Below are 13,028 nucleotides of genomic sequence, written 5' to 3'. Positions count from 1 at the left end.
GGATACCGGCCGCCCCACTCTCGCGCGTCGCCCTTGTCCGTGCGTTCGCCGACCAATACGCTCGCTCTGACGCTCGACCAGCCAGCAGGAGGCCTCCATGCGTTTCATCCAATCGCCGGAGCGTCGCGCGGCAGACCGCGCCTCGGAGTCCTCCGGCTCCGCCCCGCTGCTCAAACGCAGCCCCCTGCTGTTCGGTTTCGTGGTCACTCTCGGCGCGCTGGGGGCGATCGCCACGGGCTACATGCTGTACGGCCTCCGGTCGATCATCTTCTCCGTCTTCCTCGCGGCCTTCGCCACCGTCGGCCTCGACCCGCTGATCCGCTGGTTCCAGCGACACGGGATGAAGCGGGCGTGGGCCATCGTGACGGTGATCCTGCTCATCGTCGGCGTGCTCGTCGCGATCATCTGGGTGGTCGTCCCCCTGCTCGTGACGCAGATCTCCAACCTCGCGACCTCGATCCCCGCCGAGGTCCAGAGGCTGCAGGCCGAAGGCTGGTTCGACGCAACGAACAAGGCCAGCAACGGCGTGCTCGGACAGGCCCTCACCTGGATCTCGGACCAGGTGAAGAACCCGCAGACCTGGGCCAACGTCGGCAACGGCCTGCTCGGCTTCGGCCTGTCGGTGCTGAACGCCTTCACGACGGGCTTCTTCATCGCCATCCTGACGATCTACTTCATCGCCTCGTACGACTCCACCAAGCAGTCGCTCTACCACCTGGTGCGACGCTCGCACCGGACGCGGTTCGAGGGGTACTCCGAGCGGATCCTCCAGAACTTCGGCAAGTACCTCAGCGGAATGGTGATCCTCGCCTTCTTCAACGCGACCTACAGCCTCATCCTGCTCCTCGCCACCGGCGTGCCCGGTGCCTTCCTGATCGCGCTGGCCGCGTTCTTCATCACGCTCATCCCGCTGATCGGCACGGTGCTCACGACCGCCGTGATGACAGTCCTCGCGCTCATCCACTCACCCGTCAGCGGCATCGTGGTGCTGGTGTTCATGCTCGTGTACATGCAGGTGGAGGCGTACATCCTCACTCCGAAGGTGATGGGCAAGGCCGTGCAGGTGCCCGGCTCGGTGGTCCTCATCTCGGCGCTGGCCGGCTCGACGCTGTTCGGCCTCCCCGGCGCTCTGGTCGCCATCCCGATCTCCGCCGGCATCATCCTGATCATCAAGGAGGTCGTGATGCCGAGGAAGGACCGGTTGTAGGGCGCCCCTCACTCCGCTGCTGGCCCCGGCGCGCCGCGGTCCAGCCCCCGCCACACCGGGAACACCAGCGGTGCGATCGTGACCACGAGCATGACGAGCCCGGCCGCCACGCACGCGACCGTGAGCCCTACGCTCTGAGCCAGGAGGCCGCCGAGGAGCGAGCCGAACGGGATGCCGAGATAGGCGCTCGCCTTCATCGCGCCGAGCACGCGGGTCTGCAGCCGGGGCGGAACGCGTTCGAACTGCACGGCGCCGACGATCGGGTTCGGTACACCGCCGAACACGCCGCACACGAAGAACACCGCGGCGACCGGGAGCACGGCGTCCGTGCCCGCGACCGCGAAGAACGGCGGGGCGGACGCCAGCAGCGTGCACAGGGCGAACGTGATCCAGCGAGGCAGCCGTCGGCCTCCCCAGGCCGTGAGCAGCACCCCGACCAGCATCCCGAGGCCGGACGCTCCTCCGACCACCCCGAACGCCACGGCGTCGTGAACCCGGTCGTGCGCCCACACGGGGAGGAAGACGGCGTTCATCGCCTGGTCGAGCAGATTGGTGATGACGATCAGCACCAGGAGGCTGAGCAGCAGGCGGTCGCCGCGGAGGAAGCGGGCGCCCTCCCGGAGCTGGGCGAGGTAGGCGCGGAGGCCGGAGCCGTCAGCCGCGTGCGGCAGGCCGGGCGCGGCAGAGGGTTCTGCAGCGGGCGGACGGGTGACCGCGACCGCGGGGACGAACACCGCAGTGAGCACTGCAGCGACCAGGAAGCTGATGCTGTCCAGCAGCACCGTGCCCGCCGGCCCGAGGAGGGCGACCAAGGCTCCGGCGAGAGGCAGTCCGATCAGCAGGCCCGCCCGGTTCGCACCACTGTAGAGGCCGACAGCGCGCTCGTCGCTCCAGTGCGCCAGGCGGGCCAGCGGCGGGAGCATCGGGGTCGTGGCGGCATCCGCCGCCCCGCGCACGGCCCCTGCGGTCGCGACGAGTGCCAGCAGCACGCCGAACGGCAGGGCATCGAGCTCGCCCAGCAGGAACACCAGGAAGACCGCGACGGCGGCCGCCAGATTTCCCAGCAGGAACGTGCGCCGCAGCCCGAGTCGGTCGACCAGCGGGCCGGCGGTCGCCTGCAGGAGCACGTACGGAGCCATCTCCGCGAAGCCGGCGACCCCGGTCGCGACGGCGCTGCCGGTCGTGACGAGCACGAGCCACGGGATCGCGACGGCGGAGAGCGCCGTTCCGGTACCGCTCACGAAGTAGGCGGCCACCAGAGCCAGCAGTGGACCGCGACGGCGGCCCGGCGTGCTGCTCATCGTGTCGCCGCAAGCGTCGCCCGCATCAGCCCTCCGGGAAGAGCTGGAACTGCGCGTGAACCCGCACGGCGTCGGCGTCGCTCGACGGGGTGTCCGGATCGCGCTGGAACCGCGTCACGAGGTCGCGCACGGCCGACACCACCGTCCGCGCCTGCTCGTGCGTAAGGGTCAACGGCCAGTCGCTGACCGTCCACGGCATCGCCGCGAGCTCGTCGACCTGGCTCGGGAGGGTGTCCACCCAGTCGAGGGCGCGCCGGTGGGAGGCCTCCACGTTGAGGCGGATGAACTGCACCGCCTGATCGACCGTGTCGGTCGTCGCCGGATCGCCCGGCACGCGGAACGAGAACGACGTCGACCGGTGCACGGCCCGCCACCAGCGATCGCGGTCGTCACCGCGCTCCTCGTCCTCCACGATGAACCCGTGCTGCGCGAGCACGCGCAGGTGGTAGCTCGTCACGCCGGTGGACTGCCCGACCCTTCGGCCGAGCTCGGTGGCCGTCGACGGCCCGTCGGCCTGGAGCAGCTCGAGCAGCCGGAGCCGCAGCGGGTTCACCAGGCCGCGCATCGCCGACGGCGAGAGCATGACATCCCGTGTGGGATCGAACCCCGGGAACCCGTCCATCTCCTCGTCCATACGGGCAGGATAACTGCAGAATCTTTTCTGCAGAAGAGTTTCTGTGGAAATCAGGAGGTGGCGACCACCCTCCGCCGCCTCCGGCCCACGAAGCGGAGGTCGGCGAGACCGAAACCGCCGACCGGGAGCGCCGCACGGATCCTGTCGTCGTCGAAATGCCTCGACGGTCGCAGCTCGACCGGGAGCTCGGGGGCGAACGGAGCAGGCTCGTCGACGCCTTCGTTCAGCATCCGGGCCTGCGCCTTGGCGACCAGCGGCACGACCATCGTCCACTCGGTCAGCTGGGCCAGCGCCCGGATGGTCCACACCGGGGCGGGGAAGAACACCGGGCGCCGCCCGGCAACCCGCGCGATGCGGCGCACCGCTTCGCCGAGCGCGAGCTCGTCGGCCCCCATCACCGCGACGGTCGGATCGGGGACGCGGCCCTCCAGCGCGGCGACGAGCACGTCGACCGCGTCGTCCACCGGGACTGGCCGCACATTGCGCTCGCGGAAACCGACCGTCGCGAACGCCGGGAGCGTGCGCACCGCACGCGTGACGTGGTCGATCATGTGATCGCCCGGCCCGTAGATCATGCCGAACTTGAGGATCGTGTGCGGGATGCCGGAGTCGCGGATGAGCTCCTCTGCCTCCCACTTGGTCTCGTGATAGCGCGAGCCGCAGTCGGGGCGCGCCCGCAGGAAGCTGACCATGACGATGCGCCGAACGCCCGCCCGGCGCGCCGCATCGATGACCGCGCGCGCCCCCTCGACGTGCACGCGATCGAAGGTCTGCTCCCCCAGCTCGCGGTTGATCCCCGCGCAGTGCGCGACGGCGTCGCAGCCGGCGAAGGCCGCCGCGAGGGCGTCGACGTCGTCGATCCGCACGCCGGTCCGGCGCGAGATCACGACCGTCTCGACCGGGTCGAGCCGCTCGGCGAGGTGGCGCCCGACGAAGCCCGTGCCTCCGGTGATGGCGATCCGCATGATGGAACTCCTTTGCTAATTAGCACTGGAGCTAAACAGTATCTAGCAATGGTGCTAAAGTGCAACCATGACAGACAGCGCTTCCGAGATCTTCGCCGCGCTCGCCCACCCGACCCGGCGGCAGATCCTCCAAGACCTCAAAGACGGCGAACTCGCCGCCGGCGAGATCGCGGCGCGCTTCACCGCCACCGGCCCGACGATCTCCCGCCACCTGAGCGTGCTGCGCCAGGCCGGACTCGTCACGGAGCGCCGCGACGCCAACCGCATCCTCTACTCGCTCGCAGGCGACTGGCTCGCGCTGTCGGTCGGCGACTTCCTCTCGACCGTGTGCCCGGAGCAGATCGTGCTGCGCGAGGTGCGCAAGCGCGGCACCGGGCGGTCGGCCGGCACCGGCCGCGTCCAGGAAGCGCGGCCCAAGATCTCCTGATCAAGTGCCGCTGCGAGGAGGATCTGCTTGCCTCACGCGCGACCTCTGTTCTTTCCGGATCCCGTTCGTCGCGGTGAAGCGACCCAGCGATCGGACCTCATCGTCAGGCGTTCGACGCGCCTCACCCCACGCGACACGTACTCGTCCACTGCCGCTCGGTAGACCTGTTCCTGGAGAGCGTAGTCCGCGGGCGGCCGAAGATGACCCTGCAGCACGACACGAAGCTCACGCACTTGCAGACGAGGTCGCAGGTGCTTCAACGACGGTGAGGCAAGCAGTTTCATCGCGGCTCTGGTTGGACGCAACCGTCCACGATCGTCGTCATCGATCAACCCCGACCCCAGCAGAATCGCTGCGGAGCGCTCCAATTGGGTGCGGCAGGGGATGCCGGCGTCCAACATGTCCCATGCCGAGATGACGTGAGCCAAAGTCGTCCAACGACCCCGGCCGATGGAGAGCAGCAACAGTTCCGGATCGGCCCGCATCTCGACCTCCGGCATTGCATTCTCCATTCCCCTGCTGTCCTGCGCAATCCTTACAGACGCACGTCGCTGATCGAGATTCTCGTAGCCATCAACGGGACGCTGTTCCATCGCATGGAACGGGCTCGCTCCCGTTCCCCCTCTTTCTCACGGCGTGGACCGAGGCTGCCGGGATCGTTGCAGCTGCGAGCTGCACAGGACCGGAGGCATCACGGGCTGCATTGGTGAACCGGTACGCCGATTCCTCGAGCACCCAGGCATCCGCCCAGACGAGCACCACCGACGCATCGACCATCGTCACTTCCCAAACACGGGACGACTGGCCGGTAAGCCAGCATTCACCATCGAACGTGATCGAATCGTACGAGTCCTCCGGGTCATTCCAAGCACGAGGGGTGTATTCGACCTCACCATGATCGTTCTCTGCCGGCTCACTCCAATCCACATACGCTCCCCGTAAAAGGTGCGCGACGGGACTGAGAACCGTAGCCCCTCCTCGCTCGATGAGTTGCTCGAACTCCGCGTCGGCACGGCGGCCCATACTGTCTGCCCACACGAAAGCTTTCGCTCCGCTCGGAAGCGCCACCGTCCACCGCTGGGGCGGAAAGACAAGTCGCCTGCCTGAGGCGGAAACGCTGGCGGAATCAGGCTGCACCGGCATCTCCTCTTACGGGATCGTGGGTGTTACAGGGCGAGGTTACAACTCCGACACCCGAGGTGCGGGTTCACAACGCCCGCGGATCGCCATCCCTCAGGCGTCCGAGAGCGTCAGCAGCGCGCTGCACCATCGTCGTCGGCCTGCGGTGACAAGTCCCAGAGGTCGCGGAGGTCCACGCCGACTTCGTGGAGCTCGAACAGCCGTTCAACGGACGCAATCGCCACATCGCTTTCAAGAGCCGTGTGCGCCCCGTCAGCCATGCCAGCGGTCGGCGAGCTGCCACCCCCAGGAGTCGTGCGATGTGCTTTCTGCCAGCAGAGCCCTGAAACCATCGGTGTTCGACTCGACAACGGCGATGTCGTGCTCGATCGCCTCGGCAGCCGCATCGACCAGGGATCCCGACGAAGCAGACGATCCTGATCCAGCGGCGTAGTCTGCGGCTTCTATCGCTTGCCGCAGTCCCCAAGCCGCTTGCTGCGCATCATCGGTGACCCACACCCGCCACGCATACGCCACGGCTGCAGCGGCATTCTGCGCAAACGCCGACTCAGGGATCCAGGAGGGATCGTCCGCATTCGGAACCAACGAAAGCGCCGCTTCATACGGATCGGATGAGCCGTGCGGCACGCCATCCAGAACAGCGCTCCACACGTCATCCAAAGCGGTCCTCAAAGCTCCGGGGTCCGAGCTCTCGCGCGCGGCATGCGAGTAGAGCACATAGAGCGGAAAGAGGCGCTCAGCCGTCGCCGCAGCCACGGCGGCTTTCGCACTTCGGGCAAGTGGAGCCAAGCGGTCGTGAATGACTCGCTCGTCATAGCTGTGCGTCACGGCGTACCTCATCACCCACTAGTCTCACGTCGTGGAGTCCACACCAGCACCCGTCCGGCGCCGCCGCGCTCGGCCGTCCGTCGTCGCGGTGGCGATCGTCGTCGGCGCCGCGGCCGCTGTCGGCCTGGCGTATGCGCTGCTGAACCCGGCCGCTGCGGCTCCACGTGGCCGCGTGCCCGGCGCGACGGCGCCGATGTCGACCGTCGCCGACGCCTACCTGAAGGCCGCCAAGGACGAGGACTGCGGGATGACCCGAGTGCTGACGACCTCGCACACCCCGGCGTGGTGCGACGACCCGCGCCTGACCTCCTACCGCCTCGTCGGCCGCACCGGAGATGACGGGGAGTGCATGTCCTACGTCATCACGACGACCGGCAGCAGCGACCGGTCGATGAACGCGGGCAGCGAACCCTGGTCGTTCTGCTTCGTTCAGACGAAGGACGGGTGGCGGCTCTGGGATCAGGGGCAGGGCTGAGGTTGCGCGGTCCGGAGCGACACGGCCGAACAGCGCGCGTATCACCGCCGGCGTGCGGCCGTGGAGCCCAGAGCGATGAACCAGCGCTCGTCCCCCATCGGTGAACCGGCCGCGGCACAGGCACGTCGGGCAGGACGGGCTCGATGAACGGAAGGGTCGACCTCCGCTCGCCAAGACCCCCGGGCGTGTCGCCGAGCCGCCCGGGGCCGGCGCCATCATCATGAGGCGTGGACATCCGCGATCATCACGCGCTCTCGACCGGCCTCGCACCCCTGCCCGACGGGCGCCAGGTGCAGCTCGCCGTCGTCGGGCTCGGTGATCTCAGCGTCGAGTCGGGACGGCTCGGCGCGTGCGACCCCTTCGCGTACCTGTACGACCCCGTCGTGCTCCCGGTCCCGCCCGGCCGCCATCCCGTTTTCGTGACCGTCGCCGACGTCTCGGAGGCGCAGGACGGTTCCCACCGGCGGGAGGCCTACCTCTCCGTGGTGTTCTCCGAGGCCGCGTCGACGGTGGTCGAGCCGGCGCCGAACGAGGGCGGCGCTCCGGAGGACGGCCTCGCCTGGGGAGTCGGCGTCGATGCGGGCACGGTCGGCTTCGTCGACGCGGACGCGATCGATCGCTGCATGCCCGGGGACGGCTCCGACTGGTACTCGGACGTCTTCGACACGGGTGGCGACGACGGCTGGTTCGCGCAGATGGATGCTGACAGCCCGTACCCGGCCGGGACGGCGAACATCCCGCTCCCGCTGGCGGCCGACGGCGAGAACGTCGTGCTCTCCCGCTCCGGCTGGGGCGACGGGTTCTTCCCCCTCCTCAGGACGCTGGCCGCGGACGGGATGGTCACCGCCATCCACATCGACCTGCTCGTGGTCGGAGCGCCGGAGGAGGAGACGGCGGAGGAGGAGACGGCGGGGCCGGATGAGGCCACCCCGGTGGCACAGGAGCCGGAACCGGCCGCGCCGGGAACGTCGGAGGGGTGGCTGCGCCGGCTCTTCGGCGGGTCGGGACGGACCTCGTGACGTGGAGACGGCGGCGCAGCCCCGCCGACGAGCGACCTGAGCGTGTACGCGGTCTTCCCGCGCCCGCCGACTACGACGATCTGACTCCCGACGTCCCCTGCTTCGCCACCACCCGGATCACGCGCGACGGCCTGCCGGTCGGCCTCATGATCCACGGCGCTCCCGACGGCGGCGGCGGCGACGCCGCCGACCGGTTCTGGCAATTCTTCGCCGGGGACGAGGATCAGGCGTTCGTGGACGATCCGGACAACACCCTCATCGTCGGCACCAACACCATCGCGAATCATGACCCGGCTGTCGTGCCGTACCTGGGCGCCCCGATCGGTTCGCTCTGGGTGCGCGCCGGAGCCGTCTTCGTCGAGGACGAGTAGTGCCGCCGGAATCGGATGGCCAGGGGCGGATCGCGCGTGACCGCCTCCGCGCCGCGCTCGCCGGGTTCGACGGTGCGGGTGCCGCGACAGCTCGGCGACTCGTGGAGGACTCCCCCGCAGAGCAGTTCCCCGCCGCCCTCGATGTCTCCTCCGCCGAGCTGTCGACGATCTATTCGCGACGACGCGCGCGCCTGGAAGCCGGCTCGGGCGCGGCCGTCGAGGTCGACACCCTGCTGGCGGCGCTGGCCTCCGACCCGCAGGGGCACGTCGCCATGGTCGTGCTCGGCAGCGGGACGACGGCCGCCGCCGTCTTCCTCAGCGAAGACGGAGATGTCGTCCTCGCCGTGCTGACCGGCTCACGCCGCTCGCTGCTGGCCGCTGTGGACGACCACTATCGCAGGCATCTCGGACGATTGGCGGGAATCCGTCCCTTCTCGACCCGACCCGAAGGAGTCGAGCTCGAGTTCGACCTCCTGGTGTTCGAACCGGGTCCGGACGGGTATCACCCCATCGCCACCCGCGGCCTCAGCGAGCATCCGCTGGCCCGCAGCGCCGGGGGCTCCGTGCGGATGGAGCTCCTGATGATCGTCCCCGTCGAATCGTCCGAACTCGCCCAGTCACACCTGTGCGACGTCACGATCGACATCGTCCGCACGCACCGGGCGCCCGGGCGCTCCGAAATCCTGGAGCGTCGCGGCGAGCTTTTCCCGGGATCCGGCAAAGTGGCGCTGCTGGCGACGACGCCCGTCTACCAGGGCGGTGGGGCGTTCTTCGTCCTCGACGCTCCCGGCGGCCGGGTGCTCTTCCCGTGGCTCCTACCGATCAGCGCGACGGAGGCCGACTACGCCCGTCGCCATGGTGCAGCGGCCTTCGAGGATGTCCTCGAGGCGTCGGAGGTCGACCTGCGCGACCCCGCGCGCGCATCGCTCGTCTGAGCGGACGGAGTTCGTGCGCTCACTGCGGTCTCCCCGTCCGTGCACGCCGCTCCAGCCGGTCGACGACGAAGAAGCGCAAGCCGCCCCCGAGACACGCTCCGGACAGGATCGCCAACGTCTTCGAGACTTCCGGCGCCATCCCGAGAGCCGGGGCGACCAGCAAGAAGACGATGCTACCTCCAGCGCCGAGCGGCACGAGGACAAACGCGAGAAGGCGCCGGTATCGAGCCATTGCACGCTCCTCGTCTCGGCCTCGGGAAGGTGGCGATGCGCCCATTCTGGCGCAATTCGCCCCCGAGACGACGTCGCTCCCTCATTCCTGCGCCTCCGTCAGCTGGGGTGATCACCTCCTCGGCACCCAGAAGTTGCTGAGCCCGACGGCGACGAGAAGCGTCGAGACACCGACCGGCAGCGATGACGGCTCGAAGAACGGCACAGCCGTGGGCCACGACGCGTCCGGACGGAAGGCCTCCGCTCCAACGAACACCACGACCCCCAGCAACGCGCACGCGAACGGCACCCAGCGGTGCTTCACCACCCAGACCCTCGCGGTCGCGATGAGGCGAACGGGCAGCCCGAGCAGGACGGCGACGGTCACGACGGCGACGGTCGGCAGCGCTGCGGCGATCCCGACGATGATCGGTATGACGAAGATCCCCAGCGCTCCGTCGTCCGCTTCGGACGGGGACGTCACAGCGGAAGGGGCGGACTGGATCACCCGAGAGACGACCAGCACGACATCCATGACGAAGAGCACGAAGATGACGACTCCGGCGATCGATGTCTGGACAAAGAGCGCCCACCAGGGCCATCCGAGTGGTGTTCGACGCGGTGGGCTCGCGGCAGGGTGCATGGCGGGGCGCGCCAAGTCGGTCATCGGGCGCTCCGCCGCTCACTCGGACACCGTTTCAGAGCCACCCCGCCACCATAAGGGCGTAGCGAAGCCCGGCCGTGGTTGGCGATGATGGAGGTGAAGGTGGACGAACCGTCACTGCACCATCGCGGCACCATCCGGCAGTTCGTCCTGGTCGGCTTGGGGCCTTCATTCATCGAACCGGGTATGCCACGAGTTCGGACGCCCACTCGTCGGCGGCGCGTGCGACGTCGCTCAGGGCGGCATTCAGGATGATGTGCCGAGGAGCCTCCAGCGCTCGGGGCGCGGCGGACTCATGGGAGAAGCTCACGCGCAACGCGACGCCCTCCGCAGTGGATCCGTCGAGGTCGAAGGCGAGGTTCGGTTCCAGGAAGCACAGCGCTTCCGGTGAGCCGCCTCCCGCGACTTCATGAAGCCAGTTCAGAAGGCTCTGCGCCTCCACCGTCAGCAGACACGGGTCGACGAAGGACCAGTGAACGCCGCTGACCTGGAGGGCGCCGCGAACGAGCAGCCAGTTCGCGTCATGGTCGAATAGGCCCCCGCTCGGCAACCGCTCGGGAAACTCATAGCCCTCGATCGACAGCTCGACCGATGAGCCGCCGGAGTGCATCCTCATGGTGCGTGAAAGAGTAGCGCATCCTCATCGATGGGTACGCCCGGAATCCAGGTGCTGGGGATGGGCAGATTCGGCCCGGCGACAGGTCCCACCACGACCCACCGCTCATCCCGTGAAGTGGCGAACCTCCCGCCACGCCGGATCGTGGGTCGCCTCGACCGTTGCTCCGTGCGACTCAGCCCACATGGTGAGCTGCTCGCCGGCGTTCTGGTCCTCGCTGTCCGTGTACACGTGGAAGGTCCGGCGACCGGCCAGCGACTCGTGTGCGACGAGCATCGCGTCGCCGGTCAGGCGTGTCTCGAGCTCCGATTCAAAAGCCCGAAGCCGTTCCAATTCCGCCGTGTCCGCAGGCAGACCGTTGCCCTGTGCCGAGTAACTCACGTGGAGGAGGTGGTGAGCATCGAGTGTCGGATGATCGACCCATCGCAAGGCACGGCGAAAGCTCGCGAGTCCGTGCAGGCCGGATTCTTCATCCCACCGGGCGAGTGTCCATTCGTCGCGATCCTGTTCGCGACGCAGAGCGGCTACAGCGTCGACGACATCGTCTGCGGTCGCAGTCGCATCGCCGGCACCGTCGACGCGCTCCACGCCGGCGATCCATCTCTCCACGTCGTCCTCGCCGAGCAACCAGTCCAGAACGAGGAAGATCACCTGGAGTGGCGCGTCGGCCGGGAGGTCGTCGAAGTCCGGGTTGAAGACCCCGAGGCTGATCCGCAGCTCGTCGGGGTGCGACTCGATCCGGAAGCGGGTCGCTGACAGATCGACCGTGCGGCCGGCGATCGTCATGGTGTTGGTGAGCGCGCGTGGATCGGCCTCCTGACTCGCGCGGAACTCCCAGGTCTCGTCGGCGCGCGGAGCAGCACGAAGCCATCTCGTGGCGACGGGCCGGAGCTCGGGGACGCCGTTGCCGGACACGGTCAAGCGGTGCTCCGCGTCGGTTCCCGCGCTGAGGTGCCACGCCAAGCCGTCATGGATCGCGGCCACTCGTGCGGCCAGCTCGTCGGTCAGCGACGAGCGCGTGCTCGGATCGAGAAAGCGGCCCTCAGACGACCACCACTCCCAGAAGTCGGTGACAGGGTGCACGGATGCGGAAGCCGCGGGCCGACGGAAGAAGCGCATGAGGCTCATGCTCTCACTTCGGGCCTCCGTATCGAACTTGTTGGACCGCGGTGATTCCCAACAACGAAAAGCCATGGGGACGATCAACGCAGGGAAGGACCCGAGACCGCCATACGCACCAGCTCAGCGGCGACGTTCGATCACACCGCGTGCTTACGTTGAGGGTGAGCACGACGAGGTCCTTCCGTGTCCGTCCTCGCTTCGATTGGGATTCGTCAGGAGGGGAACATCCCCATCCACCAACAGGCCAGTCCGAGAAACACGAAAACACCGACAACCGTCACGATCAGCCAGAGGAAGCCGATCAGATACTCGATGCCGACGCGTCCGCGGGTGGCGGGCACGCGCCGCCCGACGAGGCGGGCGACCGCGGATCGATTGTCTGTGGCCACGGGCGAGAGCAGCACCAGGACGCGGAGGCCGTGGCCGATGAGGATCGCCCCATGGACGGACCCACCGTTCCCGAGCGCCCTGAACGGTACGACCAGAGCGCCGGACAGCCGGATCCGTCGGCGTCCGATGACGGTGTCCGCCACGAGGTCATCGCCATCGCGCCAGGCGGCGCTCGGGGGCGCCGTGAGCCCGCAGAGCCACTGGCTCGAGAGCGCAGTCGCGAGAACGAGAACGAGAGCGGCGTTGGGTACCCAGCTTCTCGGAACCCCGTTCGAGTCCCATCCTTCCGCCGCCCAGGATGCGTGGGTCAACCAGGTCGCGACGGCTGCCGCGACCGTGACGAGGATGAGCGCCCGCCCTCCCCACACCATGACAAGACGCGAGACGGTGAGGCGCCGACGTCCGCTGGATGGCATCGTCGAGGGAGCCTTCTGTTCGGCCCGGGGAGTTTCGGCGTTCTCCATGTCAGGTCGATCCTGGCAGAGCGGAAGTCAATCAGCGGAGCGCGCGGCAGGAAGTTTCGCGGTGCGCCCCGCTCGGGACTGCATACCCGGCAGAATCTCCCGTATGAACGGCGAACTCGAGGCGCTGGTCGCGCTTCGTCTGCGCGAGAACGATTGTCCAAACCCGGTCACGCAGACTTCGCGCCAGAGCGGAATACGACCGGCGAACCGACGAGCTCTACCGCTGCGTCCTCGCAGCCCTCATCGCTGTCGCCCGCGGA

The 13,028-nt window shown here is 68.5% G+C and carries 16 protein-coding genes; 6 read left to right on the top strand and 10 right to left on the bottom strand.

Annotated features, from left to right (window positions below):
* Positions 1–97: 97 nt before the first annotated feature.
* Positions 98–1,207, top strand: a complete 1,110-nt coding sequence (locus KNO15_RS00185; protein WP_241701345.1) for an AI-2E family transporter — start codon at positions 98–100, stop codon at positions 1,205–1,207.
* 8 nt (positions 1,208–1,215) lie between these two features.
* On the opposite strand, the gene KNO15_RS00180 is transcribed toward KNO15_RS00185, so the two are convergent.
* The 3 genes from KNO15_RS00180 to KNO15_RS00170 are packed head-to-tail and all read right to left on the bottom strand — an operon-like array spanning position 1,216 to position 4,107.
* Entirely contained in the window at positions 1,216–2,508 is a 1,293-nt protein-coding gene (locus KNO15_RS00180; RefSeq protein WP_241701344.1) for an MFS transporter, read from the bottom strand.
* 25 nt (positions 2,509–2,533) lie between these two features.
* A complete protein-coding gene (locus tag KNO15_RS00175; protein ID WP_241701343.1) occupies positions 2,534–3,142 on the bottom strand; it encodes a winged helix-turn-helix domain-containing protein in 609 nt (202 codons plus the stop codon).
* Between the two features lie 50 nt (positions 3,143–3,192).
* The gene (locus KNO15_RS00170) at positions 3,193–4,107 is read right to left on the bottom strand and encodes an NAD(P)H-binding protein (RefSeq protein ID WP_241701342.1); all 915 of its coding nucleotides are present in this window, start codon (positions 4,105–4,107) and stop codon (positions 3,193–3,195) included.
* 67 nt (positions 4,108–4,174) lie between these two features.
* On the opposite strand from KNO15_RS00170, the gene KNO15_RS00165 reads away from it, so the two are divergent.
* On the top strand, positions 4,175–4,534 hold the full coding sequence (locus KNO15_RS00165) for a metalloregulator ArsR/SmtB family transcription factor (RefSeq protein WP_241701341.1): 360 nt from the start codon (positions 4,175–4,177) through the stop codon (positions 4,532–4,534).
* A gap of 32 nt (positions 4,535–4,566) precedes the next feature.
* Here KNO15_RS00165 and KNO15_RS00160 read toward each other — a convergent pair whose 3' ends face one another.
* Both KNO15_RS00160 and KNO15_RS00155 read right to left on the bottom strand, forming a co-directional pair.
* Positions 4,567–5,034 carry a hypothetical protein gene (locus KNO15_RS00160; RefSeq protein ID WP_241701340.1) on the bottom strand — a complete coding sequence of 156 codons (468 nt, stop codon included), beginning with the start codon at positions 5,032–5,034 and terminating at the stop codon, positions 4,567–4,569.
* A gap of 892 nt (positions 5,035–5,926) precedes the next feature.
* Positions 5,927–6,502 carry a DUF416 family protein gene (locus KNO15_RS00155; RefSeq protein WP_241701339.1) on the bottom strand — a complete coding sequence of 192 codons (576 nt, stop codon included), beginning with the start codon at positions 6,500–6,502 and terminating at the stop codon, positions 5,927–5,929.
* A gap of 31 nt (positions 6,503–6,533) precedes the next feature.
* On the opposite strand from KNO15_RS00155, the gene KNO15_RS00150 reads away from it, so the two are divergent.
* The 4 genes from KNO15_RS00150 (at position 6,534) to KNO15_RS00135 (ending at position 9,302) form a co-directional block, all read left to right on the top strand.
* Positions 6,534–6,977: a hypothetical protein gene (locus KNO15_RS00150; protein ID WP_241701338.1), complete on the top strand. Its 444-nt coding sequence runs from the start codon at positions 6,534–6,536 to the stop codon at positions 6,975–6,977.
* Between the two features lie 227 nt (positions 6,978–7,204).
* A complete protein-coding gene (locus tag KNO15_RS00145) occupies positions 7,205–7,996 on the top strand; it encodes a DUF4241 domain-containing protein (protein WP_241701337.1) in 792 nt (263 codons plus the stop codon).
* Complete coding sequence (locus tag KNO15_RS22775; RefSeq protein WP_241701336.1) at positions 7,993–8,367, top strand: immunity protein Imm33 domain-containing protein; 375 nt, start codon at positions 7,993–7,995, stop codon at positions 8,365–8,367. Before KNO15_RS00145 ends, KNO15_RS22775 begins: the two co-directional genes overlap by 4 nt.
* The gene (locus KNO15_RS00135; RefSeq protein WP_241701335.1) at positions 8,367–9,302 is read left to right on the top strand and encodes a suppressor of fused domain protein; all 936 of its coding nucleotides are present in this window, start codon (positions 8,367–8,369) and stop codon (positions 9,300–9,302) included. Before KNO15_RS22775 ends, KNO15_RS00135 begins: the two co-directional genes overlap by 1 nt.
* Positions 9,303–9,321: 19 nt before the next feature.
* On the opposite strand, the gene KNO15_RS00130 is transcribed toward KNO15_RS00135, so the two are convergent.
* The 5 genes from KNO15_RS00130 to KNO15_RS00110 all read right to left on the bottom strand — a co-directional run bounded on the left by KNO15_RS00130 (position 9,322) and on the right by KNO15_RS00110 (position 12,720).
* Positions 9,322–9,534, bottom strand: coding sequence for a hypothetical protein (locus tag KNO15_RS00130; protein ID WP_241701334.1), 213 nt, complete (start codon positions 9,532–9,534; stop codon positions 9,322–9,324).
* A gap of 111 nt (positions 9,535–9,645) precedes the next feature.
* On the bottom strand, positions 9,646–10,179 hold the full coding sequence (locus tag KNO15_RS00125; RefSeq protein WP_241701333.1) for a hypothetical protein: 534 nt from the start codon (positions 10,177–10,179) through the stop codon (positions 9,646–9,648).
* 169 nt (positions 10,180–10,348) lie between these two features.
* Positions 10,349–10,792, bottom strand: coding sequence for a WapI family immunity protein (locus KNO15_RS00120; protein WP_241701332.1), 444 nt, complete (start codon positions 10,790–10,792; stop codon positions 10,349–10,351).
* A gap of 105 nt (positions 10,793–10,897) precedes the next feature.
* A complete protein-coding gene (locus KNO15_RS00115) occupies positions 10,898–11,920 on the bottom strand; it encodes a DUF695 domain-containing protein (protein WP_241701331.1) in 1,023 nt (340 codons plus the stop codon).
* Between the two features lie 206 nt (positions 11,921–12,126).
* The gene (locus tag KNO15_RS00110) at positions 12,127–12,720 is read right to left on the bottom strand and encodes a hypothetical protein (RefSeq protein ID WP_241701330.1); all 594 of its coding nucleotides are present in this window, start codon (positions 12,718–12,720) and stop codon (positions 12,127–12,129) included.
* Positions 12,721–13,028 lie beyond the last annotated feature (308 nt).

The organism is Leifsonia shinshuensis, assembly GCF_022606355.1.
Taxonomy (GTDB): domain Bacteria; phylum Actinomycetota; class Actinomycetes; order Actinomycetales; family Microbacteriaceae; genus Leifsonia; species Leifsonia shinshuensis_B.
This window is presented reverse-complemented; position numbering and strand designations above follow the sequence as displayed.